General features: G+C 46.5%; 19 protein-coding genes. 14 read left to right on the top strand and 5 right to left on the bottom strand.

The features are described from left to right. Positions 1 to 170 precede the first annotated feature (170 nt). The 9 genes from AC6B99_RS30205 (at position 171) to AC6B99_RS30165 (ending at position 11010) form a co-directional block, all read left to right on the top strand. The gene (locus AC6B99_RS30205; RefSeq protein WP_496664920.1) at positions 171 to 485 is read left to right on the top strand and encodes a helix-turn-helix transcriptional regulator; all 315 of its coding nucleotides are present in this window, start codon (positions 171 to 173) and stop codon (positions 483 to 485) included. After that, positions 482 to 613, top strand: a complete 132-nt coding sequence (locus tag AC6B99_RS30200) for a helix-turn-helix domain-containing protein (RefSeq protein WP_081419060.1) — start codon at positions 482 to 484, stop codon at positions 611 to 613. The genes AC6B99_RS30205 and AC6B99_RS30200 overlap by 4 nt, the downstream gene beginning before the upstream one ends. Continuing rightward, on the top strand, positions 610 to 1956 hold the full coding sequence (locus AC6B99_RS30195) for an S-layer homology domain-containing protein (RefSeq protein ID WP_496664919.1): 1347 nt from the start codon (positions 610 to 612) through the stop codon (positions 1954 to 1956). The genes AC6B99_RS30200 and AC6B99_RS30195 overlap by 4 nt, the downstream gene beginning before the upstream one ends. A gap of 403 nt (positions 1957 to 2359) precedes the next feature. Then, complete coding sequence (locus AC6B99_RS30190; RefSeq protein WP_496664933.1) at positions 2360 to 4102, top strand: sensor histidine kinase; 1743 nt, start codon at positions 2360 to 2362, stop codon at positions 4100 to 4102. Then, entirely contained in the window at positions 4095 to 5246 is a 1152-nt protein-coding gene (locus AC6B99_RS30185; RefSeq protein WP_496664918.1) for a response regulator transcription factor, read from the top strand. The genes AC6B99_RS30190 and AC6B99_RS30185 overlap by 8 nt, the downstream gene beginning before the upstream one ends. A 139-nt stretch (positions 5247 to 5385) precedes the next feature. After that, entirely contained in the window at positions 5386 to 7062 is a 1677-nt protein-coding gene (locus tag AC6B99_RS30180; RefSeq protein ID WP_056041069.1) for an extracellular solute-binding protein, read from the top strand. A 193-nt stretch (positions 7063 to 7255) separates the two neighbouring features. Continuing rightward, positions 7256 to 8215, top strand: a complete 960-nt coding sequence (locus AC6B99_RS30175) for an ABC transporter permease (protein ID WP_046232844.1) — start codon at positions 7256 to 7258, stop codon at positions 8213 to 8215. Between the two features lie 32 nt (positions 8216 to 8247). Beyond that, on the top strand, positions 8248 to 9135 hold the full coding sequence (locus AC6B99_RS30170) for a carbohydrate ABC transporter permease (RefSeq protein WP_046232843.1): 888 nt from the start codon (positions 8248 to 8250) through the stop codon (positions 9133 to 9135). A gap of 105 nt (positions 9136 to 9240) precedes the next feature. Next, positions 9241 to 11010, top strand: coding sequence for an extracellular solute-binding protein (locus tag AC6B99_RS30165; protein WP_056041071.1), 1770 nt, complete (start codon positions 9241 to 9243; stop codon positions 11008 to 11010). A gap of 162 nt (positions 11011 to 11172) precedes the next feature. Here AC6B99_RS30165 and AC6B99_RS30160 read toward each other — a convergent pair whose 3' ends face one another. Then, a complete protein-coding gene (locus tag AC6B99_RS30160) occupies positions 11173 to 12663 on the bottom strand; it encodes a glycoside hydrolase family 43 protein (RefSeq protein WP_056041073.1) in 1491 nt (496 codons plus the stop codon). A 173-nt stretch (positions 12664 to 12836) separates the two neighbouring features. Between AC6B99_RS30160 and AC6B99_RS30155 the strand changes: the two genes are divergently transcribed. Beyond that, a complete protein-coding gene (locus AC6B99_RS30155; RefSeq protein WP_056041467.1) occupies positions 12837 to 13751 on the top strand; it encodes an ArsR/SmtB family transcription factor in 915 nt (304 codons plus the stop codon). Between the two features lie 92 nt (positions 13752 to 13843). On the opposite strand, the gene AC6B99_RS30150 is transcribed toward AC6B99_RS30155, so the two are convergent. From AC6B99_RS30150 to AC6B99_RS30140, 3 genes are all read right to left on the bottom strand, one after another. Next, complete coding sequence (locus AC6B99_RS30150) at positions 13844 to 15124, bottom strand: glycoside hydrolase family 27 protein (protein WP_496664917.1); 1281 nt, start codon at positions 15122 to 15124, stop codon at positions 13844 to 13846. Positions 15125 to 15232: 108 nt separating this feature from the next. After that, positions 15233 to 16114, bottom strand: coding sequence for a helix-turn-helix domain-containing protein (locus tag AC6B99_RS30145; RefSeq protein WP_496664916.1), 882 nt, complete (start codon positions 16112 to 16114; stop codon positions 15233 to 15235). 89 nt (positions 16115 to 16203) lie between these two features. Next, positions 16204 to 17145 (bottom strand): helix-turn-helix domain-containing protein, encoded by a 942-nt coding sequence (locus AC6B99_RS30140; RefSeq protein ID WP_496664915.1) that lies wholly within the window; start codon positions 17143 to 17145, stop codon positions 16204 to 16206. 231 nt (positions 17146 to 17376) lie between these two features. Here AC6B99_RS30140 and AC6B99_RS30135 point away from each other — a divergent pair, with 231 nt between their 5' ends. After that, positions 17377 to 18396, top strand: a complete 1020-nt coding sequence (locus AC6B99_RS30135; RefSeq protein ID WP_496664914.1) for a glycoside hydrolase family 88/105 protein — start codon at positions 17377 to 17379, stop codon at positions 18394 to 18396. 12 nt (positions 18397 to 18408) lie between these two features. Continuing rightward, positions 18409 to 20574 carry a 1,3-beta-galactosyl-N-acetylhexosamine phosphorylase gene (gene gnpA / locus AC6B99_RS30130; protein WP_496664913.1) on the top strand — a complete coding sequence of 722 codons (2166 nt, stop codon included), beginning with the start codon at positions 18409 to 18411 and terminating at the stop codon, positions 20572 to 20574. Between the two features lie 141 nt (positions 20575 to 20715). On the opposite strand, the gene AC6B99_RS30125 is transcribed toward gnpA, so the two are convergent. Then, a complete protein-coding gene (locus AC6B99_RS30125; protein ID WP_056041082.1) occupies positions 20716 to 21456 on the bottom strand; it encodes a MerR family transcriptional regulator in 741 nt (246 codons plus the stop codon). A 92-nt stretch (positions 21457 to 21548) separates the two neighbouring features. On the opposite strand from AC6B99_RS30125, the gene AC6B99_RS30120 reads away from it, so the two are divergent. Then, positions 21549 to 22718: an MFS transporter gene (locus AC6B99_RS30120; RefSeq protein ID WP_056041083.1), complete on the top strand. Its 1170-nt coding sequence runs from the start codon at positions 21549 to 21551 to the stop codon at positions 22716 to 22718. A 168-nt stretch (positions 22719 to 22886) separates the two neighbouring features. Next, complete coding sequence (locus AC6B99_RS30115; protein WP_496664912.1) at positions 22887 to 25238, top strand: AraC family transcriptional regulator; 2352 nt, start codon at positions 22887 to 22889, stop codon at positions 25236 to 25238.

Below are 25238 nucleotides of genomic sequence, written 5' to 3'. Positions count from 1 at the left end.
CCCATTTAAAGATACTGGAGGAGAGAGTAATATACGCAAGACACCTTGGTTTATAAGGATCGTACTTTGTATGAACATCAAACGTTGCTCCTGCAATTAGCCTCCAGACTTCTGCAAATCGTACAAGAGCAGGGTATGTCAATCAAGCAAGTATTGGGGGGGAAGGTGACATGGGGAAAATATTTCAACTGCAGACACGGGAGGAGATCATTCATTGGTTCGAATCTAAATTGTTTGGTCCCATAATTAAGATGCTGTCTGACAACTCTAAGATTCAATACGTGAAAATTGCAGACAGACTAATGAATATGATTCATGAGCAGTATGATCAGGAGATTACGCTGGAATTGTACTCGAAGATTTTAAATTATCATCCGGTTTACTTAAGCCGCATCTTTAAACGGGAAATCGGTATATCCTTTAGTGATTATTTGACTGACTACCGAATGAAAATAGCCAAAGTGATGCTTGAAACGACGAAATGAAAATATCGGAAATCAGCGAGAAAATAAAATACAAGAATATTAGTTCTTTTATCCGGAGCTATAAGAAGACCTATCAAATTACACCAGGCCAATACCGGAAGAATATGATGAACGGAGCCCAAGAATGAAGTTCATCGGTGAATTGAATGGAAGTGCAAAGACTGTGGAATTGGTGTTAAATGTCGGAGATACAGTATCCACACCGACGCCGATACCAACATCCACGCCAACAGCGACACCGATGCCAACGTCGGCTCAGACTGCAACAGCAACACTGAAACCGGCACCAGCAGCAAGCGGTTCTTCAATAACGCTAACTGCAACGCTTGATAGTACAACGGCTATAGCGAAAGCAGAGGTCACGGCAGCAGCCATCAATACTGCTTTTTCCAATGCGGCACCCGACAGTACTGGTGTCAAGACAGCAGATATCATCTTACTCCAAGTGGAGGGTGCCAAGGCGTATGAACCGGTATTACCGTCCAGTGTGTTTACTCAGGGAGACAAAAAACAGCTTATTAAATTGATTACACCTATAGGAACCGTTGAATTGCCCGGTAATATTTTTGAAGCCTATCTCACAGAAGGCAGCTCCAGCATTTCCGTTCTTATCGAATCGGCAGACAAGACAGCTATTGAGGATCCGTCATTGAGAGAAAGTGTTGGAGACAAACCAATCATTGAATTGACCATAAACGTAGACGGTAAAGCAGTAGAGTGGCAAAATAAAAATGCACCGGTCAAAGTATCCCTTCCCTACGTGCCAAACCAGGATGAGCAAAAGAATAACGAGTATCTTGTAATCTGGTATATTGACCAGGCAGGGAAGGCCACAAAGGTATCAAACACTAAATACAACTCAGCAACGGGTATGGTAACCTTTAGTACGCCTCACTTTAGCAAGTTTGCCGTTTCTTATGTATTTAAGACTTTTAATGATGCGTCTATATTTCCTTGGGCTCAGAAACCGATTGAAATTTTGGCTTCCAAGGGCATTATAAACGGGATTTCAGAAACGTCTTTCTATCCGGGGACTAACATTACAAGAGCTGATTTCCTGGTTATTCTGGTAAGAACATTAGGAATTACAGCCGACTTCAGCGACAACTTTAGTGATGTCAGCCCATCGGACTACTACTTTGAAGCACTGGGGATTGCCAAGAAGCTGGGTATCAGCAACGGAGCAGGGAACGACGTCTTTAATCCAAATGAACAAATCTCCCGTCAGGATCTGATGGTTTTTAGCAGAAGGGCACTTCAGATTTTTGAAGTGGTTATACCACAAGGCAGCGCCGCGGATATCCAGAAATTCGGTGACAGATCGGAGCTGGCGGCATATGCAGTGGAGGATGTTGCCGCTATGGTGAAGGAGAGGATTGTCAGCGGCAGCGGAAATACCCTTAATCCTAAAGCCTACGCGACCAGAGCAGAAGCTGCTGTCATTATGTACAGAATCTTTAATAAGCTGTAGGAGGTTTTTTTGCATTTTGTTCCTCCGATTGCACTGGTAATTTCATAACTTGGGAAGAAAAAGGTAAACCCAGCTTAAACAGACTCTTCAAAGGGTCTGTTTTTTTATGCACACCTTAACATTTCAACAGTTGCATAATTTGATTTCTATTTCATGAACTCTTTTGACCATATGAGGATAATAAAAACCAGCAAGGGAACTCTTCTATGTTAGGGGGTACTTTGCTATTTAATGAGGATGGTCATCCTAGGGGCAGCTTTTTTGTTTTTTGAATTAATGTTAATAAGAATTCAGCATCACTTCATATGAACGCTTGCAGGTATGGCCCTTTAATTTGTCGAATGATAGGTGCGATAATAGGTGGAGGTAAATGTGGCAAGAAGGGGGCATGTCCGTGGGAGGAATGTTTAAGCTGATTGTGAATTATATTCAGCAGGCGACGATGAAGAAGAGGATCATGTTTATTTTTGCAAGCGGCACCCTGGTTCCTTTTATTTGTGTCGCGCTGCTGTCTTATCATACGATGTCTTCGATTCTGTCGGGCAATTTGGAGAGCAGTGTGCGCAGTAATCTGAAGCAGGCAGAACTCTCTTTGGAAAAAACCATCAGCAACTTGAATCACGTCTCCCAGCAGCTTGCGCTGCAGGGCAGCATTGGCAAAAAAGTAGATTCGCTCCTCTCCTCCGATAATCAATTTGAAAGAGCTGTGCTGACGGAAGAGATTAATACGGAGCTTAATCTGATCTCTTTTACCAACCCGACCATTGGCCTCATGATGTATTATTCCCAAGCTAAAGGCACCTACATGTTCAACAGTACTACCGTAAAAGAGGATTATGAAATAAATGGCTTGCCACTGCTTGCTGAGTACTTTAGAATTTCTTATTTTGGGCCTCATATCAGCAATGAGCGCTATAATGACGAATATGTGATCTCGGCGCTCCGCAAGGTGGATTTGCCCGGAGATCCTGATGATATGTATGTGTACGTCGAGTCAGGCTTCAAGATGACCCCGTCTATTTTTGAAAATAAACTGGAGGATGCCTCCTATTATCTGATTTTGGATAACGACAAGAGGATTGCGTACAGCGATGTGCCTGCTGACTTTGCTATGAACCATTACTTTAATGACAGCAGGGGCAATAATGGATCCGGTCTGCTGAACGGGTATTATTGGTTTGAAAGCACCAGCAACCAGGGGTGGAGCGTAGTATCGCTCATTCCCAAAGACGAATATAACAAGGAGAAAAATCGCTGGGTCATCCAAATGATCTATTTGTTCTTATTGTTTCTTGCCGTCAGCTTGCTGATTGCCTGGTTCCTGTGGAAGATGGTATATATTCCGCTGCAGCAGTTCAATCATCAAATCAAATCCATTACGCAGCGGAACACAGCACTTGCCGAAGTACCGCGTATCAAGATTCCAGAGTTTGATTTCCTGCTCAAGCAGCTGCAAAATATGAAAAACCAGATTTCTGAGCTGATCCAGGAGGTGGAGGTCAAAGAGAAAGGGAGAGCCGACCTTGAGGTGGAGAAGCTGCTGTACCAGATCAACCCGCATTTTCTGATGAATACGCTGGATACGGTCCACTGGCTGGCCGTGATGAACGGACAGAAGGACATCGACAGGCTGGTGGTCTCGCTCAATAAGCTGCTGTATTACAATCTGGGCAAAAGAGGACAAGTCTCCACTATCCGTGAAGAGATCGACTCCATCAGGCAATACTTAACGCTCCAGCAGATCCGGTATGATTTCGCCTTTGATGTGCGGATCCATGTGGATGACGATGTGTTGGATATAGCGATTCCACGGTTTATTTTACAGCCGATTCTGGAGAATTCCCTTTACCATGGACTTCATGATGAGGGATATATTCAAGTGGAGGTGGGGAAGGACGAAGGACAAATTATAATAACTGTCTATGATAATGGCGCAGGCATTTCGGAAGAGGAGATCGCGAAACTGCTCCATCAGAAGCAGGTTGAACAGCAGAAGGCCGGGATGGGGATTGGAATGAGCTATGTCAAACGAATGATTGAGAACCAATATGGCGGTCTGGCCAGTCTTGAGATCCAAAGTGAATTGGGCAAAGGAACGACCGTCTTTCTGAAATTACCGAGCATGGAGGTTCTGCCGAATGATTAAAGTCTTAATTGTGGATGACGACAACCTGGTGCGCAAAGGATTGAGATCCATGCTTCCCTGGAAGGAATACAGTATGGAAGTGGTGGGAGAAGCGAAGAATGGTGAAAAGGCTCTGGAATTTCTCGCTGCGCAGAAGGTCGATTTATTGCTCACTGATCTGGCAATGCCTGTCATGTCAGGTATGGAGCTGATGCGGGCCGTCCGGAAGCAATATCCCCACATCTCTATAGTTGTGCTGACGCTCCATCAGGACTTTGAATATATTCAGGATTGCCTAAGACTGGGGGCTATTGATTATATCGCAAAGGTTGAACTGGAAACGGACAGCTATGATGAGGTAATGAGCAGAATCAGAGGACGAATACTGGAAGAGAAGACGAAGAATGCTGCTCCGGTCATAACCGATGAGGTGCAGCTAACAAATAACCGCTTCTATGATGCCGTTCCCGGTCAAAAACTGGATGACGCAAGCCAGGATAAATCATTTTTGCCCACGCCAGATAATGAAAATTTGCTCGCTGATCTGAAGAAGCAGGGGCTCGCCTTGGTCTGGGTTCACAAAGCATCCGAGTTTGACGAATTTCTGGAGAATTTGAAAAGGGCAGCTTTGCCGCCTGCAAGACTGACCGCGTTCCTGCATGCATTATTGCTGGGATGGAACCGGATCTACGCCTCGGTAACCAAGCAGCAAATCGAGCTGCCGGAAGCCTTCGGTGCATGGTTTGAAGTGGAGGAATGTCTGCGTAAGGCGAGAGCATCCCTGGCTGCTGCCATTGGCAAGCCCCAATATTCGGAGGAGGTCAAGGAATGCATTGCGAAAGCGGTGCAGGCCATGCATGAGGAATTAGCGGATCCGGTCATTGCTTCCGAAATGGCCAAAAGAGTGAATATGAGCCGCAGCTATTTCAGCCAGTGCTTTAAGGACATGGTCGGTATGACCTTCAATGAGTATTTACGTTCTATTCGGATGGACAAGGCCAAGGAATACCTGCAGTATACGCAAAAAAACATGCAATGGATTTCCGAGCATACCGGATATACGGATCAGAAATACTTCAGCCGGGTGTTTTATGAAAAAACAGGCATGCTCCCCAGTGAGTACCGGCAATCCGCCCAATCCGGGGTACAAATGTCCGATGTTTAGGGGGACAAATGTCGACTAACGCGGCTCTAACTTCCTCCATATCTCTACCCAAACTGAAAGCCGCTTTCTGCCACGAAGGCGGTTTCTATCCTGTATACTCAGGTAACAAGGCAATCTTACTGAAGGAAGGGAAGGTAAGATGAACAGAAGACATAGGATGATTGCTTTGATCGTCATCATACTGTTTATAAGCGCGTGCAGCAGCTCCAAGAGCTCCAATCCAGACACCGATCAAAATGCCAGGCTGCTTCCCGATTCATCCGGAAAATATGAGAGCCCCGTTACCATTAGAATTGGTACGACCGTCGAGTCTACTAAGTCACTGCTGGAGGGCGAAACCCTTGTCGATAATCAATATACCCGAAATATCAAAAATAATTTGAATATTATCGTCGACTATTCTTTCAAAGCGTCGCCGGCGAATTATAACCAGAAAGTAAGCCTGGCTATTGCCAGCGGTGATTTGCCGGATGCGATGGTTGTAGGTCCTGTTGAGTTAAAAGAAATGATTGAGGCCGATCAGCTCATGGATCTGACCGAAGTGTATCATACGTATGCTTCTCCGGTAATCAAGAGGATTGTGGACAGTACAGATGGAGAAGCGCTTAACAGCGTAACGTTTAACGGAAAAATTCTCGCACTCCCCAATGTACAGCTGCGTGCGGATGGAGTCCATCTCTTATGGATCCGCAAGGATTGGCTGGACAAGCTGCATATGGAGCCGCCCCAAACGATGGAAGAGCTGGAAGCGGCTGCGCAAGCCTTTGTGGAACAGGATCCGGACGGCAACAACGAGCGGGATACGATAGGATTGGCTGGACCAAGCTTGACGGGCAGGCTGTATGCGAATTTTCTTCATTCAACCAACAATTTATATGGCTTTGACGGAATCTTTGCCGCCTATGATGCCTATCCGGGCTATTGGCTGGAGGATAGCGGCAAGGTGGTATATGGCTCAGTCCAGCCGGGAACCAAGGAAGCTTTGGGGAAATTAAGAGAAATGTATTTGGCAGGACTCATTGATCCTGAAATGGGGGTGCGAGAAGATCCGGGAGAATCCATTATGAACGGAAAGACGGGGATGTTCTTTGCGCCGTGGTGGGCACCTTATGGACCTATAGACGATGCAGTCAGGAGCAATCCCGAGGCCAATTGGCAGGCCTATGCGCTCCCGCTGAACCGGAATGGCGAATATCGTCCTCACATGAGTACATCCACAAGTCAATTTGTCGTGGTCCGTAAAGGATATGAGCATCCGGAAGCCGCAATGTTAATTCTTAACAATCTGGTTCTTGGGGAAAGCGAGGGAACCTTCACAACCGAAAGGGGCCCGACAGAATATCCTTTACGATTAACTTATGCGCCGACCGATGAGACCGAATATGAAGTGAAGGCGCTCCGGCAGGTGTTGGCGGGAACCAGCACCGCTGAGGATTTCTTGGATAAGCCCGAATACAAAATGCTGCTATCGGATATCCGGAATATTGGCCCAGTCAAATTGGGACCTTATGACAAATACGATATCAAGTATTGGGCTCCTGATAAAAACAGGGCGATGTGGATACGCGGCTACTCCTTGATGGTGGGCGGTTCGCCGCTGGTAGACAACGAGATTAATGGAATATTCAGTGCCACCTATGCCCAAACCAAAACCATGGAAAGCAGGTGGCCAAAGCTTCAGCGGCTTGAAGAGGAGACCTTTCTGAAGATTATTCTCGGCGCAGCTCCGCTGGATGCCTTTGACCAGTTTACTGAGGAGTGGATCAAGCAAGGCGGGGAACAGATTACTCGGGAAGTAAATGAATTGAACCGATAAGCTCAGCATGAATGTTCCCAGCGTGGCGCTGGAGCAGCTTCCGGCGCCATAAATTGTTTTGAATAGTAGGAATAAAATAATGCTGGACCCGAGACTGCTTGGTATTGGGGCCCGGACGCGGCTTCGCACACGTTTTTAATGTTAATATTTTACTTAATAGTATATAAATTGAATTAAACGGTGGAGGAGAACTATGGACATCAATACGGCAAGTAAAACCATGGTGGATGCAAAATCCCCCAAACGGTTTCAAAGCAAAGACAAGTACTATTTATTTCTGATGGCATTGCCATTTCTGGTTCTGGCTTTTTTATTCTCGTACCTGCCGCTTTACGGATGGATCTATGCCTTCTATGACTACCGGCCCGGCATTCCGCTCTCTGCTTCCGAATTCATGGGCTTTGACTGGTTCACATCGATGATATCCAATGAAATTCAGCGTCAGGAAGTTCTGAGAGTGCTGCGCAACACCTTCGCCATCAGCTCTTTAAATATTGCGACTTCCGTTTTGCCGGTCATCTTCGCAGTCTTTCTAGTTGAACTCAGAAGCACTAGATTCAAGAAAATTGTACAAACGCTTACAACATTGCCGAACTTCATCAGCTGGGTACTCGTTTATTCCTTTGCCTTCATGCTGTTCTCGGTAGATAACGGGTTTCTGAATAACCTGCTGCTGGACTTGGGGTGGATTTCTAGGCCGCTGAATATTCTCGCCTCCGATGATCATACCTGGATGGCGATGACCTTGTGGAGTGTATGGAAAGGATTAGGCTGGGGCGCGATTATGTATATTGCCGCCATTACAGGCATTGATCAGGAGATCTATGAGGCAGCAAGAGTCGATGGTGCCGGACGCTTCCGGTTGATGTGGCATGTAACTGTACCGGGCATTATGCCTACATTCTTCGTGCTGCTGCTGCTCTCGATCGGTAACTTCATTAATAACGGGATGGAGCAGTTCTATGTGTTCCAGAATGCGATGAATACGAATCATATCGAGGTTCTGGACCTGTATGTATACAACATCGGCATGACGAACTCGAACTTCGGTTTCGCAACAGCTGTAAGCATGCTGAAATCACTGGTTAGTCTGTTCCTGCTGTTCGTAGCGAATAGCATGTCCAAAATCATCCGCGGTGACAGCATCTTTTAATCTGACAGACAGAAAAGGAGAGAAGCGACATCATGCCTGCCAAAGAGAAATTTACGTTGTTCCATTTCATTAACTATGCCGTGTTTGCGATCATCACGCTCATTTGTGTATTTCCATTTTATTATCTGTTCATTAATACGATCAGCAATAATGACCTCAGCAGCAGAGGACTGATTATGTTCTATCCGAAAGACCTCCATTTTACCAACTACATGGATGTCTTTAAAATTCCCGGTCTAGGACAGGCAGCGCTTATGTCGGTCGGGCGTACGGTGATTGGCACCATTTTGACGGTTGCCGCCTCCGCCTTTCTGGGATACTTGTTCACCAAGCAAATGTGGGGACGCAAATTCTGGTACCGCTATCTGGTCATTACGATGTATTTTAACGCCGGTTTGATTCCGTGGTATTTAACGATGCTGAATCTGGGGCTGACCAATAATTTTGCCGCTTATGTATTGCCGTTCATCGTCCAGCCGTTCTTTATCATTCTCGTCAAAACCTTTGTGGAGTCTACGCCGCTCGCCCTGCAGGAGTCTGCACAAATAGATGGGGCCGGTTATTTCAAGGTTTTCACAAGTATTATATTGCCACTGATTACGCCGATTCTGGCAACCATTGCAATCTTCTCGTCGGTCACCCAGTGGAACAGCTTCACGGATACCCTATTTCTGGTCACGGATCAGAAGATGTTCACGCTTCAGTTCATTCTGTACCGCTACATGAATGAAGCGACTTCAATTGCCCAACTAATGAAGCAATCTACAGGCGCGATGGATCTGGATCTGGCCAATATGGCAACGCCGACCTCCATCCGCACAACCGTGTCCATGGTCGTTGTGCTGCCGATCCTGCTCGTGTATCCGTTCTTCCAGCGATTCTTTGTCAAAGGCATTATGATTGGCGCAGTCAAAGGCTAAACGGCCGATGTTAATTGCTTGAAGGAGGTGAAGTTCTTCTACTGAACGTCTGTTTTATGCAAGAAGGACAGCCAAAGAGTATGAACAGGGGAGGATTTTGGAAATATGAAAAAAAGATGGTATGGCTCTGCGCTGCTCATCCTAATGTGCGCTATGCTCGTATTTACTTCAGCCTGCAGCAATAATAATGGAGGGAATTCGGCGGACGGCGGTACAAAGGCTCCAGCCGCTTCCGGTAACAACGAAAACCCAGATAGAGAAGAGATCACCATTGATGTGTTCTCGATGTTGGCTAACTATGCCGGGGAGCAGCCCGGATGGTTTGCCAAGCTTGTGAAAGACAAGTTCAATATTAAGCTCAACATCATCGCCTCCAATCTAGCTGGCGGACAGCAAAAAATCGCGACCATGATGGCCTCCGGCGATCTAGGCGATCTAGTTGTGTTCGGCACCAACGGCAGAGACTATCAGGATGCCATCAAAGCGGGTCTCTTGCTGGACTTTACCAAGGACGATCTGCTGAACCAATATGGTCAGGGCTTGCTGGCCAATGCCCCGGAAGCCATTGAAGCGAACAAGAAGCAATTTGGCGGCGGCACGGCGGTATACGGAGTAGGATTTGACGTGGGAACCGGTGAAGGTCCTTCCGAAGGCGCGACGATGAATTACGGGCCGAATCTCCGCTGGGACTTGTACCAGCAGCTTGGAAGCCCGGAAATCAAGACGCTGAATGATTATCTGCCACTGCTTAAAAAAATGCAGGAGCTCGAACCAAAGAGTGAAAACGGCCGTCCGACTTACGGTATTTCGCTCTGGTCCGACTGGGACGGCAGCTATATGACACTGGCCAAAGTCATTGCCCAGTTTCACGGATATAATGAAGGCGACGGCCTGAATCCGGCAGGGATGATTCTGACGCATCAGAATAAAGATGAATGGCAGGGCGTCCTTGATGAAGACGGATATTATCTTCAAGGTTTGAAGTTCTACTACGATGCGAATCAAATGGGGCTGCTTGATCCGGATTCCTTAACGCAGAAATTCTCGGATGTCTCCAACAAGATCAAAGACGGGCAAGTATTATTTTCACACTTCCCTTGGGTTGATAACGTTTACAATACCCCTGAACGTACAGCTGAGGGCAAGGGCTTTGCACTGGTGCCTTTTGCCGATGAGAAAGTCACCTCTTACGGGCAGAGCCCGTACGGCGGCAACCGGGTATGGGCAATCGGGGCGGATGCCAAGGACCCTGAGCGCATTATGGAATTCCTGAGCTGGCTGTACTCTCCGGAAGGCGTAATGGAAGCGAACTATGGCCCGAAAGGCTTGGCCTGGGATATCGACGGCAGCGGCAAGCCTTTCGTAACCGAATACGGCTGGAAGGCGCTGCCGGCGAATGCCGAGCCGGTACCAGCGGAATATGGTGGCGGCACATTCAAAGACGGTACGAATCAAATTAATAATACGACCCTGAAGCTGACGAACATCAACCCGGATACAGGGGAAACGTATGACTACAACCTGTGGCCTTCAACGCTGAATCATAATCCGGACCCGGTTACCAAAAGCTGGCGCGAAGCTACGGGTGTAATGACAGCGAAAGACTATTTTGTAAAGAACAACATGATTGAAGTCTCGAAGCCGTTCTTTACGACGGAAACCCCGGTTACCGTCCCTGCCCAGCTGCAGCAGAAGATTGACGGAATTGGAAAGATTATTAAGGAGTATTCATGGAAAATGGTCTTTGCCAAGAACGATGCTGAATTCAACAAGCTTCAGGAAGAGATGATTACGAAATCCAAAGGTCTTGGTTATGACGAAGCGGTAGCCTATGAAGTCGGAAATGCAGAGAAGATGGTGTTTCCTTTTAGATAAGGAATATATGAAGGATTAACTGCCGATTAAGTCCGGTGCGGGAATTTGCTCCAACCCAATGCATATCTTTAATTTCATACCATTAAAACAAAAAGCCGGTTTTCAGGATGTTCCTGAATAACCGGCTTTACATTTTTCTAGCAACCCATGTTTAGGAGAGATTTAAAGATATTCGCACTTGAAGTTTGAGAACTCAGCCTTAGCTTCTTCCCCATAAGCATATAAGCCGATGAGGACGCCTGTAAAGCCTCCTGCAACCTCAGAGGATAGGTATCTGGTTTGTGCCGTGCCTAAGAGAGTATCCTTGCCGTTTGCTTGAATAAGGAAGCTATAGCACTCATGACTTGCCCGAATAATCAGAGTAGCATGGTTGTCGCTTTCCAAATCTATTTCATATTCAATGGATTTAATATCTCCGATATTCAAACGCTCAATAACTATATACCCGGTTTCAGCTTTACGTATAGCCAAATCATAATGATGATTCTCATCCATATAAAGAGTTATACCGGCTTCGCCGTGGGTGAGGCTGACATCGCATGAAATGACGGCGTTGAAGTCTCTTTGTCTTATGCCGATAAAAGTCGGGGATGCTGGAATATCCAGCGTCACTGCGGTCCCTTTAAGCGTTGCTTTATCGGGTTCTAACAGATAATTCGCTGCAATAGGATGACGAAGATAGCACCAATCCAAATTCCAATCCGTGTTCTCGAAGGTATAAAGCTTTTTCTCCTGCTGGATGACAGGCCCCCAGTTCCGATCAGTGTCAAAACTCGTTAGAGTGGTGCCGTTGTGCCCTGCTGTAAACCAGCCATCCTCATCGAAGGCAACCGGTGTAAGGAAAACTTCGCGTCCGAGATGATGGTAGGTAAGCCATTGACCGATTTGACGGAAGCCCAGATGGAGCATCCACCAATTTCCTTCGTTATCCTGAACCAGATCGCCATGGCCAACCCCCTGCAGCTCATAACCGCCCTTATTGCGGTTGGTTAGTACGGGATTATTCGGGTAAGCTTCGAACGGTCCGGAAGTAGATTCTCCCCGCGCATAGATGACCATATGGCCATATTCCGTTCCGCCTTCAGCCGCCATCAGGTAATACCGGCCATTGATTTTATATAGATGCGGGCTTTCCAAATAGCGCCCGCCTGTTCCCTGCCAAATCGAGCGGCTCGGCGACAATTTGCTGCCCGTTTCAATGTCAATTTCACACTGAACAATGCCGCCTATCCCGTTATCATCTTTCCCGTTGCTCATAAAGAAGGCTTTTCCATCTTCAAAATACAAATCGGGATCGATTCCCCCCTGTTCCACATAGATCGGCTCCGACCATTCATCGTAAATATCGTCGGTCCATACATAGAAATTTTGACGAGTGGTGTCGTTGGTCGTGGTCATGTAGAATCTTCCGTTGTTGTAACGTATCGTTGGAGCAAAAACTCCGCCGGAGCTGCCCACCTTGCCGAGCTGAACCTGACTCTCTCTGGTTAGACAATGACCGATTTGCGTCCAGTTAATCAGATCCTTGCTCTCAAAAATCGGTACGCCAGGGAAGTACTGAAAGGAACTGCAAACAAGATAATAGGTGTCTTCTACTTTGCATACACTAGGGTCTGGATAAAATCCTTTGATAACCGGATTATTGTATTTCATATATCCTCCTCATTTGTTAATTCACATGTATGTGAATTTAATGTGATAAGCAGCTAATGAAATTAAACACTATTGCTGAAATTCTTGCAATAGATTGGGCTTGAAGGTTCCTGTTAATTCTATTAAATTTATATATATATGATTTCAATAAATGTGGTCAGGAGATTATGATGATAATCAAAGCGAACGGGGAAGCGAAGTTCATACCGTTATATGAAGCGTTGGCCAGTGAGGTTAGATGGAAAATTATGAGTCTCATTGCCGACAGCGAAATGAACGTGAAAGATATTGCGAATCACTTAGAGCTCAGTCCCTCTATCGTCACGATGCACATCCGAAAACTCGAACAAGCCGGGCTCATCGGAAGTCGCAGGGTGCGGTTGGGCGGAGGGACGCACAAAATGTGTTTTCTCAAACAGAAAGCCGTCGAGATTGAGCTGCCGTTCGCCAGCCAGACAGCGAAGGTCAGAGAACAAAGTATTTCGGTCGGTCATTACACGGCTTTTGAAGTCCATCCTACTTGCGGGCTTGGTACGCTCGAGAAAGAGATCGGGGTATGGGATGACCCTAGATATTTTCTTGATCCCGAGCGGGTTCACGCCGCCATTCTGTGGTTTGGGTGGGGCTATGTTGAATACAAAATGCCTAACTATCTGCTTGCAAATCAAACCGCAGAGGCCATCGAAATATCAATGGAGATTGCTTCGGAAGCGCCTGGCTTAAGAGATTATTGGCCTTCGGATATTGAGTTCACGTTCAACGGCATCTCCCTAGGCACATGGACTAGTCCGGCTGACTTTGGAAGAGCTGCGAGGGGGAGACTTACACCTGAATGGTGGCATCGGAATGTGAATCAATACGGGCTATTGAAGACGATTCGAATTGACCGAGCGGGTACATTTATGGATGAAGAACGTATGTCGGATGTGACCCTCGCGGATATTAAGCTGCAGGAACCGTTCTGGACGCTTCGTTTCGCCGTTGATGAGCATGCTGTTAATGCAGGAGGGTTGACCCTCTATGGTTCGGGATTCGGCAATCACGATCAGGATATTGTAATCCGCGTTCACCTGAACGAAGATTATTAATTCGATAATCTGATGGATGAAAAATTAGAAATAAAAAAAGAGATCCGGCTTATGACAGCAGATCTCTTTTTGTTGTTTTTGTTGTTGAACTCTTAGACGAATCGATAGAGGCGTACACCGTGCGGCTGTATCGTGGCCTGCAGCGAGCCTGCTTTTAACTCAGCTGGCTCTCCGCTCCACAGCTCTGTGCCTTCAGTAACGCTGGTCAGGCCGATTTGCTCAATGGCCAGATTCAGAGGCAACGGGTTCTCGCCAACGTTGAATACGGCAGCATAGCGGGCGCCATCGGTGTGTTCGGCTGTCCAGACGATGAGATCTCCCTGGCAGAGGGCTTCCTTGGCTCCATGGCTCTCCCGGTGCATGCGCAGAACCTCGCGGTTGGTAAGCAGCGAAAGCGTCCAGTCATCGTTATCCCGCAGTTCACCACCGAAGATAAGTGGCGAGCGGAAGATGCTCCAGAGCGACATCATCGTCAACTGCTCATCGCGTGTGAACCTGGTCCAACGGTCCGCCCCGCCGCCATCCACCGAGCGGATGCCGATGTGCCCGAGGGGCAGCATGTCGCAGTCCGGCCAACAGCCAGCCTCCGGGACGCCTTGCCATTTCCGGCAGCGGTCGAACATATCCAGCAGCAGCGGCCATAGATCCCAGAAATCGTCCGTAACCCGCCACATGTTGGCATGCTCGGTGAAGAACTCCGCGTATTCCACCGGAGCAGGACCAGGAGAAAGGCTCAGCACCATGGGCCGGCCGCAGCGCTCAATCGCCTTGGAGATCAGGGCTATCTCCGGCTGATGAGTGTCGTACAGCCTGGAAGCGGCGATGTCGTCTACCTTCACCAGGTCGACACCCCACTCTGCGTACAATTGAAAGAGAGAATCGTAATAGGCCTGAGCCCCTTCCTTTGACGCATCTACGCCGTACATATCCGTATTCCATGGGCAGATGGAGTTCGTATGCGCAATATCGCGTGCTGTCGCGGCTGTACCTAAGATAGGGGTAGCGGCGTGAGCGGCCTGCCGCGGAATGCCGCGCATAATATGAATGCCGAATTGCAGTCCAAGACTATGGACATAATCGGCTAATGGTTTGAAGCCCTGGCCGCCCGTTGCGGAAGGAAATCGGTTCTCGGCAGGCATCAGCCGGGAATATTCATCCATCACCAGCGGAACGAATGGACGGTATTGTGAAGAATTCGCAAAGGGCTCGTACCATTGAATATCGACGGTAATGTAGCTCCAGCCGAAGTCTTTGAGATATTCTGCCATGTATTCCGCATTGCCGCGGATTTCGTCTTCTGTTACGGCCGCGCCATAGCAATCCCAGCTGTTCCAGCCAAGCGGCGGAGTTGGTGCTGTAAGCTTATGATTCATCGTAAAGCTCCTTTACTGATTAATTATTGCTCTTTCTAAGTTCATCATAATAAAGGAGACTAGCGATATCTATAGTAATCTTACGAGTGGAATAGTACTATATTGCGGTTAATCAAAAAACAGCCTACGGTAGGTTAGGCTTTCGCCCCCACTCCGGAATTCTCCCGGTGTAAGCCCGGTCAGGCTGCGGAACGCCTTAATGAAATAACTCCCGCTGGAGTAGCCAATCCGCTCGGCTATGGCTTCAATGCTCAGACTGGTTCCTCGCAGCAGCTCCATGGCCTTCTCCGTGCGCACGCGGGTCAAATAAGCGCCGGGTGTCAGGCCCGTACTAGCCGAAAACCGGCGGATCAGGTGATATTTGGACAGGGAGACATGCTCGGAAAGCTGATCGATACTGATCATCCGTGAATAGTTGTGTTCTATAAATTCGGCTGCGAGCCTTATATTCTTTGACCAGTTGTCCCTGTCTCGCAGAGTGGTTACCTGCATTCTGGCCAGTTCTGTCACGAACTGATAAACGCAAGACGACGCAATCAGCGGATCTGAGATTCTTCCTGCTCCCGCATCAACCACAATCATCCGCGACAGCCGGACTGGCGCACAGTCTGTGGGCAAATGGGGAACTTCCCCCGCAACACGCAAAAATTTGCGCCAATGGGGCAAAATCAGGTTGGGCCGGAACAGCAGGAACAGGAATTGCCAGGGCTCTTTTGAATCCGGATGGTAGTAATAGCGGTGGGGTCCGGGAATTTCAGCGAGAAAAGCCTGCCCGGCAGTGACCCGGTGAGTCCGGTTTTCCGACTCAAACACGCCTTCACCGGAAATAGTGTATTGGAACAACAGAAGAGGCCCATCATTCCGCTCCAGGCCGTCCCAGCGGTAAGAGGGATCGGTGATAGCATCATATCCGGCCGCATATAATACGCACAACTGCAGCTCCTTATCTTCAGCAAACCGAAAGCCGTAGGTGCCTCTGGGGATGTCCATAAATGTCCTCCTTGTCGTGAAAATACTGCTTGTCTGCCAGCGGTCAATCGATTATTACCACATGATACCCTGCCCCTGTTACTACCACCTCAAACCCACCCCGTTAACTCCAAAATCGACGCCTTGGCCGATTGTGCTTCGGATTTAGCTCCTTTACGCCATTCTTTTGGAGATGCTCCCATAAGCTTGGAGAAGCAGCGATTGAAGCTGGAAATGGAATGAAAGCCGACCTGCTCGGAGATCGAAAGGATCGAAAAATCTGAGCTTTTCAACAGCTTGCAGGCCTCTTCGATCCGGGTGCTGTTCAGAAAATCAAGAGGAGCGCTGCCCATGATTTCATGGAATTTTCTGCGGAAATGGGTGGTGCTTAAGTGGCATAGATCGGCCAGAAAATCGATGGTAATAGGGGTCATATAGTTTGTCGTGATATATTCCAGTGCTGGAGAGATGACAAAATCGCCCTTCAGACCTTGTTCCGTTTCTTGTTCGGCCAGCATTTCATTCGTGGAATGAATTCTAATGAGCTCTATGTAAAGGGATAACAATAAGCCGTAGGCACTTTCCTGATAGTACGGATTTTGCTGCTTCAATTCCTCTACAACCGACGTGGCAAGGGAATAGATTTTGGGATACTGCTCCTTATTTAAAATACAGTGCTTTCCCTGGACCCTCCACAGGTTCGGCTCGAAGCTGCTGTAAGCACTCTTAAAGGTTTGCTGAAACAGATCCTCCGGTGAAAAAAAGAGATAGGACCATAGACTAGCTTCATTAGGCGAGCTATACGTGGTGTGGGGAAGATATCTGGGAAGGAAGGTCACATCGCCTGCCTTGAAAGGTACCGTTTCTCCTTTGATCTCCATGCTGCCGCTATCCGAATGGCAAATACCGATCTCCAAGTGGTTATGGAAATGAAGATGCTCGCTTTTGATATCCGAAATTCGCCAGCGTTCCCCGCTTAACAGCAGAACAGGGAAGTTGATCGGCAAGCTGTAGTGGCGGTATTCGATGACGGGCTTCTTTTTTCTAGGCATATTCCACACTCTCGTTCCCATTACGTTAATTTGAGTTGATTATAGGTGAAAGCACTGCCGAATTCAATGAGCGCACAAAAATAAATGATCGAAATTGCACATTTTTTCTGCGAATATGCTTAGATGTAGACTATTTTAATGCTTACAATAGAGATTATAAAGCGTTTACAATAACTCGGATGGCTCTCAGGCGCCTTTGGGAGACATGTGCGAAGGAGAGGGGTATTTAATATGCTTCAAATTACTTATGACAGGGAAGAGATTTTAAGCGTTATAGACAAAGTTACGAGAAAAACACTAGCTATGGATTTAACATGGGACTGGCCTTGCGGAGTAGCTTATTATGGTGTATCCAGAGCTTACCAGGCAACAGGAAATAAAGAGTATTTGGATGCGCTTATCAGTTGGGCGGATGAATATATTGAGCTGGGCTTGCCGAGCTGGACGGTCAACACCTGTGCGATGGGCCATGTGCTGATTACGTTGTATGAAGAAACCGGCAACCAGAAATATTGGGATATTGTGATGAGCAAGGTGGATTATCTCCAAAATAGTGCGCTGCGGTTCGGAGATCATGTGCTGCAGCATACGGTGTCCGTGTCCAACGATTTTCCGGAGCAGGCTTGGGCGGACACGCTGTTTATGGCGGCATTTTTCCTGCTGCGGGTAGGCAGCAAGCTGCAAGATCAGGCGATGATTCAGGATGCCCTGAATCAATATTACTGGCATATTAAATACCTACAAAACCCTAGCACCGGCCTCTGGTACCATGGCTACAATAATGTGAAGCAGGATCATATGTCTGGGTTCTACTGGGCGAGAGCGAATGCCTGGGGTGCTTATACGATGTCGCAGGTTAAGCCGCTGTTGAAGGAATGGTATTTGTATCCGCAGTGCATGGACGTGGAATGTTCGCTCCGGGACCAGTTGGCCGCACTGAAGCTTGTGCAGACGGAGAACGGCTTGTGGCGGACCTTGCTCGATGACGTGGAATCCTATGAGGAAGTATCTGCGTCCTGCGGAATTGCGGCGGCGATGATCAATAACGGCAATCCGCTGCACACCAAATATGTGCATAAAACCCTCAAAGGCATCATGGAAAATATAAGCGAAGATGGACGAGTGCTGGGCGTATCTGGTGGAACGGCAGTCATGAAGGACCGGGAAGGGTACCGCAATATTCCAAAAGACTGGATTCAGGGCTGGGGACAAGGCTTAGCACTCGCTTTTCTATCCGATATGCTTAAATAGGAGGGAATCCATTTGTCTAAACAAACGACGGGAGCCTTTACCCTGCCGGGTGAAGCTGGTTATGAGGCACTGACGCTGGAATTAGCGGAGCGCTGGGGCGCCGATGTCATCCGTGACAGTGACGGCACGAAGTTGTCAGATGAGATTATTAACGCAGGCTACGGTATCTATTCTACAATCTGTATCGTTAGAGACCATAATGAGTGGGCATCGCAGAATTTAGATAAGCTGCAGCAGTGTTTTTTAATAACGAATCCGAAGGTAGCGGTGCAGGATTATTTATCCGTTTATTTGATGGAGGACTTTTTCGCTGAGCAGTTCAGAGTAAATGATTCCAAAGAGGCGTTTAAATATTGGCAAATTGTTGACCGGACGACTGGGGAAGAGGTTCCGAGAGAGCAGTGGAATTATGACCGCGAATCGGGGAATGTGGTGCTTACCGGAATTGTGCCTTGGCATAAATACACGGTCAGCTTCATGGCCTACCGGATCTGGGAAGAGATCTCCATGTACAATCACACCACGAATAACTGGGACAAAGAGCATCTAATGCAGATTGATCCGATGTATCTGGAAACGCAGCAGTATATGCTCGACTGGATGGAAAACTGGTGCGCCCAGCATAAGGAAACAACGGTAGTCCGGTTCACCTCCTTATTTTATAATTTTGCCTGGATCTGGGGCAGCAGCGAGCGCAATCGCCATCTGCTCTCGGATTGGGGCTCCTATGATTTCACGGTGAGTGCCAAAGCGCTTGATCTGTTCGCCAAAAAGTATGGTTATTCGCTGACGGCCGAGGATTTTGTAAATGGCGGCAAATACCGCGTCAGTCATATTCCGGCGGAGCAGCGCAAGCTCGACTGGATGGCATTTATTAATGATTTTGTCATTGGCTTCAGCAAACAGCTGATTGATATTGTGCATAAGCATGGCAAGCTGGCTTACGTCTTCTATGATGACAGCTGGGTGGGCATGGAGCCATATAATGATCGTTTTCCGGAGTTTGGCTTCGACGGCATGATCAAATGCGTATTCTCGGGTTATGAAGCACGGATGTGTTCAGGGGTAAAGGTGGACACGCATGAAATCCGGCTGCATCCATATTTGTTCCCGGTCGGATTAGGCGGACTGCCTACCTTTATGGAGGGCGGCGATCCTACGCTGGATGCCAAGAAGTACTGGATTAATATCCGTCGTGCCCTGCTAAGAGAGCCAATTGATCGGATCGGATTGGGCGGATACTTGCATTTGGTGGAGCCTTACCCGGACTTCTGCGATTATATCGAGAAGATTGCCAATGAATTCAGGGAGATCAAAGAGCTGCATCAGCAAGGCAAGCCTTATCAGATCAAGACGAAGGTTGCGATTTTGCACAGCTGGGGCAAGCTCCGATCGTGGACCTTGTCCGGCCATTTCCATGAGACCTACATGCATGATCTGATTCATATCAATGAGGCGTTATCTGGCTTGCCGGTTGAGGTCGGGTTCATCGATTTTGAGGATATCCGCCAGGGAAAACTACAGGATTATGATGTGGTGATTAATGCCGGCTCGGCCGGTTCAGCATGGAGCGGCGGAAAGCACTGGAACGACAGCAAATGCGTGGACATGCTGACCAAATGGGTATATGAGGGTGGTACGTTTATCGGGGTTAACCAGCCTTCGGCGGTAGAAGGGTATGACAGCTTTTTCAGAATGGCCCATATTCTCGGTCTGGATGAGGATACCGGCGCCAGAGTCGTTCATGGCAAATGGACTTACGAGGCTCGTGACGAGCATGGACTGGTGCCTGTTGGGGCTAGCATTGCAGCTAAGAAGGGCATCTATCTTACCGACGGGTCAGCTGCGGTTGCGCATGAAACGGACGGACAAATCACGCTGTCTACGCATGCTTTTGGCAAAGGCAAGGGAATCTACCTTCCTTCGTTCGAATTCAGCTTGGAAAATACCCGATTGCTGCTGAACCTGATCCGCTATGCCGGCAATGAGCTGAATGAAACGAAATACATGACGGATAACTTATATACGGAGTGTGCATATTATCCGGAAAGTAAAATACTCGTTGTAATTAACAACAGCGATCAGCTTCAAAGCACGACAATTGATACGGAATATGGACAACAGACGCTTGAATTAGCTCCATATGACACGACGATCATGACGATTGCCGATTTATAAACATAGAATATTAATTAATGAATCCGCAAGGTTGTCAAAGGTTATCAAATGCAGAAAGCCGCTCTCTAATGGAGCGGCTTTCTGCTTCCTATACACGTCTCATGAGCAGCACGACTGTAATGCGGGCAAGAGGGAAACGAATTAATCAATCTCTAGCCATGCTTCGAAAAAATTACGCAGTTCTTGTCCTTCTTCCTTGGTTGAAACAAGATATTTGCAAATAATCTGACCTGGCTTGTACCCCAAACGTTGTGAAGTGCTCCAAAATTCCTCTGCATTCATTTGTTTGTCGCGGTTCATCCAGAGCAATCCATGCAAATAATTTCTTTCTTCATCGTCACCTTCGCGTATAATATTTTTTACCTCCGAATCTACAAACATGCCGCAGACCATCGAATCATTAAAAGGGCCAGCAAGTATATCTGCCGATAGACCAGGGTCATCCAAATACAACTGCACCATTTCTTTATCCTGAAAATTAAAAGAGCGGACTGGTGATAGCTTGGCTTTTATTACGCGTAGTGGTTGATCTTGCATATGCTGGTATTTTTCGAGCTTTTTTTCTCTTGCTTCGATTCGTTCGGTCACTTGCTGCAAATAGGCGATTTTCTGTTCCAATTCAGTCTTTGTTTCTCTCAATAATAAGTTTAAATCATCGGCACTCTTGGTGTTGATGATTTTGATTGTTGATAAGGGGAGCTCAAGACTTCTAAAAAAAATAATATCACAAATATCGAGCATCGTTTGGTATGAAAAATTCCGGTAGTTGTTATCGTCATTGCGTTCAAAGCGAATCAGGCCCTCTTTATCCCAAAACCTCAAAGTTGATGTAGGCACACCGAGAGCTTCCGAAACATCGCTGATCTTTATAAATGGTTTCATATCTTATTTCCTTTACTTAAGTTATTGACTTTAAAGTTGCTTTAAAGTTTATAATTTTTGATTGTAGCATATTAGAAAGGGGGAAAGCAACGATGGTTACGTTACTGCTAATTATTATTTATCTCGCATTTATAGGTCTTGGATTGCCAGACGCCTTGCTAGGCAGTGCTTGGTCAGTTATGAAACTCGATATTGGCGCCAGAACAGAAATGGCAGGTTATATATCGTTAGTGATCTCATTTTGTACGGTTATATCCAGTTTATTTGCAAGCAGATTGTTGCATAGATTTGGCACAGGTAAGGTAACTTTATTCAGCATCCTATCAACAACGATCGCCTTATTTGGATTTTCTTTATCAAACGAGTTTTTATTCTTTATATTCCTTGCAATTCCTTTGGGCTTAGGCGCCGGTTCTGTAGATGCAGCATTAAGTAACTATGTAGCGCTGCATTTCAAAGCCAAGCATATGAGCTGGCTGCATTGTTTCTGGGGAGTTGGAGCCATGTCGGGACCTATTGTTATGTCATTTTCGCTTGATAATGGAGGTGACTGGCGTGCAGGATACGTTACGATAGCGATATTACTTACTGTTATAGTGGTAATATTATTGGCATCGCTGTCTTTGTGGAGAATATTGGATAATAAAAAGCTAGGAAATGACGACGAAAAGAAAGCAGTCAGTAACAGAGAGGCTTTGCGAATCCGTGGTGTTAAAATGTCCATGGTTTCGATGCTTTGTTACAATGGTTCGGAAACAGCGGCAGGTCTATGGATGGCGTCCTTTTTTATAGCTAGTAAAGGGATTTCTCCTGGGAAAGCAGCGGCCCTGTCCTCCTTATTTTATATTGGCATCATAATAGGACGTATCTTTTCAGGATTTCTCTCGACTTATGTATCAAGTAAAAGCCTTATAAGATATGGTGGATTAGTTGGCTGTGTGGGACTGCTGGTTCTTATTTTACCGGTTCCATACGGGGTTGCTGCAGGAGCCTTGTTTGTAGTAGGGCTAGGTGGCGCACCCATCTATCCTAGTATTGTTCATGCAACACCGGAACGATTTGGGGAAAAAGCTTCTCCGAGTGTAATTGGACTTGAAATGGCAAGCGCTTATACGGGTTCAACTCTGATTCCATTATTAATGGGGATTATTGCAAGCCAATTCGGTATGTTCATGGTACCCATTATTTTGCTGATCCTGTTTAGTATTATGTTTGCATCTTCAGAAATGGTTAATAGAGTTCACAAGCATAAGCTTGTATAACGCAGTACTAATTCAGCAAATATCATCATCCTACATAGTTTTCTTTAAAATTCATGGCTGATCTGGCCTCAAGTTCATCCCTCTGCTTGTTCCTTCTCTTATCTGCGCATGATATCATCATTATTATTCGTAGTTTTGGAATCGAGCAAGCAGGGGGGCAAGGAATCAATGTGGGGTATAAAGCAATTCGTGCAGCAGCGCAAGTTGTTGTTAAAAATGATCTTCTCTTATTTAATCGTCAGTTTTATATTAATCGGTATTTTTTCATTTCTTGTCGTCGATAAAGTGACCGGGAATTTGACCGATGATATTTTCGACTCGGTGGAGACGATGAACAATCAATCCTTTAATACGGCGAATGTGCTGCTTTCATCGACCTATCATTATTTTTCATCCGTCTATATTGGCAACGAGCATATCATTAATGGGTTGTACGGGGAACAGTTTTCCGTTCTGGATACGTACCGAATTAATCAATATTTAATTGATTTAAAGGCAGCCAACCCCTTAATTGAATCGATATATATTTATAATTTTGAAAATGATGCCGTTTTCTCATCGGAGACGATGCTGCAAACCGTAGACGATTTTTATGATCAAGATATGACCCAAATTATTAAAAATACGAATACGTCCAAGCTGGGCATTTTTATACCGCGCCATTTGGTCGCCTTAAAATCGGATCTGAAAATAGATAAAAACCTGATCTCGCTCGTTTATTCCAAATATGCGACCAAAGAAATCGTGGACAGTACGTTTGTTGTAAATCTGGACCAGCAGACGCTGCAAAATCTAGTCACCAAGGGCATCGGCAATGAATCCCTTCAATCGATGATCATTAACGAGGAAGGAACCGTTATCTCTCATTCTGATTCCAGCATGATCAACCAAAATTGGGGGAGCGAGGCGCATATTAAGAAAGTGATTCAATCGAAATTCGACAAAGGCGAATTGAGGGAAGAGATTGATGGCAAAAGCTATCTGATTTCATATATGAAAGCGGATTCTTTGGGCTGGAGCTTCATTGGCATGGCGGAAATAAACAGCCTGCTCACAAAGGTAGATAAATTAAAGCAATTTATTGTATGGCTGACCTTTATTTTTATCGCGATTGCGGCGCTGACGGTGCTGTTCTCTATTCGCTTAATCTACACCCCGATACATCGGCTGATTAAACGAGTGGGCTCCTCTCTCGGAGAGCTGCGTGATGGCGCACAGCTTAATGAATATGAGTTTTTAACAAAATCCTTTCAGCATTTGGAAAGCAAAGTGAGCGATTTGCAGCATAATATTTCGGGTTATAAGCCTGCGAGAAGGAAGGAGCTGCTGACCTTTGTCGTGAAAGGCGGGTACGTTCCGCATGTGCATGACAAGCAGCTTTCAGAGCTGGGCATTCGTTTTAAAGGTGACCGGTTTCAGGTGTGCATGCTGCGCTTGGATGGTTTCGAGCAGCATTTTGGACGGATGGATTTAATGGATGTGTCCTTAATTAAGTATGCTGCGGCGAATATTGCCGAGGAAATTATTGCAGGCCAGCTTCAAGCAGCTGTGTTTGACGATCAGGATGATGGTATCGTTATGCTGCTGCATTGGTCATCCGAGAGCGAGATTACGCAGCATGCTATTTTGAAAATGATTCAGGATGTACAGGCTAGCATTTCCTCTTATTTGAAAATCAGTGTGACGGCTGCGGTAGGCAGCGTCGTTCATACGATAGAAGAAATTCCGCATTCCTGGAATTTGACCTATCATGCGTCCCGTTATCGTTTGATTTACGGCCATCATGCTTTCATCACGTCTGAGGCTATTCGCGCTAATGAGCAGCAGGAGCATGAATACCCGCTCGCTTTCGAGAAAGCGATAACGGACAGTCTGAAGATGGGGGAGCGGGAGAAGCTCCAGCAGGCGATTGGCGATTTTTTTCATGAATTAAAGGGTTATCCGTACGATGAAATTATGTTTTTCCTGTCCCAGCTTTGCGGAAGCATGATCCGAATTTTCAAAGGCATGCTGAACGAAGAGGATTTAATGTACAATGGCATCTCTGCCCTGCCGGAGAAAATAAGAAAGCAGGAAACGATTGAACAAATGGAAGTCGAATTTCAGGCGGTATGTGGGCAAATCATGGAGCGGAGAGATCAAAATTCATCGCAGAAAAACGTGAAGGTCGTTTTGATCATTACGGATCTCATTCAGCAGGAATACGCTAATCCGAATTTATCGGTGGAAGGATTGGCGGAGCAAGTGGGCTTATCTACCAATTATGCCCGCAAAATATTTAAAGATCAGACAGGCAAATCCATTACCCAATATTTGACGGATTATCGTTTTGAGAAGGCGAAGCAGCTATTGCTGGAAACGGATCATTTGGCAGGAACGATATGTGAAATGATCGGCTTGACCAGTAAAAATCATTTTTATGCCGCGTTTAAAAAGTATACCGGAAAGTCGCCGATTCATTTTCGCAAGGAATACCAATTAATCGATAAATTGAAGGATATCCAAACGCAAGAAGGCTGA

The organism is Paenibacillus liaoningensis, assembly GCF_059609455.1.
This window is presented reverse-complemented; position numbering and strand designations above follow the sequence as displayed.

What these genes read in the sequence shown, in the direction of transcription:
- AC6B99_RS30175 (WP_046232844.1), top strand. Translation starts at nt 7,256, where the DNA reads ATGGACATCAATACGGCAAGTAAAACCATGGTGGATGCAAAATCCCCC.
- AC6B99_RS30150 (WP_496664917.1), bottom strand. Translation starts at nt 15,124, where the DNA reads ATGAATCATAAGCTTACAGCACCAACTCCGCCGCTTGGCTGGAACAGC.
- AC6B99_RS30195 (WP_496664919.1), top strand. Translation starts at nt 610, where the DNA reads ATGAAGTTCATCGGTGAATTGAATGGAAGTGCAAAGACTGTGGAATTG.
- AC6B99_RS30115 (WP_496664912.1), top strand. Translation starts at nt 22,887, where the DNA reads ATGTGGGGTATAAAGCAATTCGTGCAGCAGCGCAAGTTGTTGTTAAAA.
- AC6B99_RS30160 (WP_056041073.1), bottom strand. Translation starts at nt 12,663, where the DNA reads ATGAAATACAATAATCCGGTTATCAAAGGATTTTATCCAGACCCTAGT.
- AC6B99_RS30125 (WP_056041082.1), bottom strand. Translation starts at nt 21,456, where the DNA reads ATGAAACCATTTATAAAGATCAGCGATGTTTCGGAAGCTCTCGGTGTG.
- AC6B99_RS30190 (WP_496664933.1), top strand. Translation starts at nt 2,360, where the DNA reads ATGTTTAAGCTGATTGTGAATTATATTCAGCAGGCGACGATGAAGAAG.
- AC6B99_RS30145 (WP_496664916.1), bottom strand. Translation starts at nt 16,114, where the DNA reads ATGGACATCCCCAGAGGCACCTACGGCTTTCGGTTTGCTGAAGATAAG.
- AC6B99_RS30120 (WP_056041083.1), top strand. Translation starts at nt 21,549, where the DNA reads ATGGTTACGTTACTGCTAATTATTATTTATCTCGCATTTATAGGTCTT.
- AC6B99_RS30135 (WP_496664914.1), top strand. Translation starts at nt 17,377, where the DNA reads ATGCTTCAAATTACTTATGACAGGGAAGAGATTTTAAGCGTTATAGAC.
- AC6B99_RS30200 (WP_081419060.1), top strand. Translation starts at nt 482, where the DNA reads ATGAAAATATCGGAAATCAGCGAGAAAATAAAATACAAGAATATTAGT.
- AC6B99_RS30170 (WP_046232843.1), top strand. Translation starts at nt 8,248, where the DNA reads ATGCCTGCCAAAGAGAAATTTACGTTGTTCCATTTCATTAACTATGCC.
- AC6B99_RS30140 (WP_496664915.1), bottom strand. Translation starts at nt 17,145, where the DNA reads ATGCCTAGAAAAAAGAAGCCCGTCATCGAATACCGCCACTACAGCTTG.
- AC6B99_RS30185 (WP_496664918.1), top strand. Translation starts at nt 4,095, where the DNA reads ATGATTAAAGTCTTAATTGTGGATGACGACAACCTGGTGCGCAAAGGA.
- AC6B99_RS30205 (WP_496664920.1), top strand. Translation starts at nt 171, where the DNA reads ATGGGGAAAATATTTCAACTGCAGACACGGGAGGAGATCATTCATTGG.
- AC6B99_RS30165 (WP_056041071.1), top strand. Translation starts at nt 9,241, where the DNA reads ATGAAAAAAAGATGGTATGGCTCTGCGCTGCTCATCCTAATGTGCGCT.
- AC6B99_RS30180 (WP_056041069.1), top strand. Translation starts at nt 5,386, where the DNA reads ATGAACAGAAGACATAGGATGATTGCTTTGATCGTCATCATACTGTTT.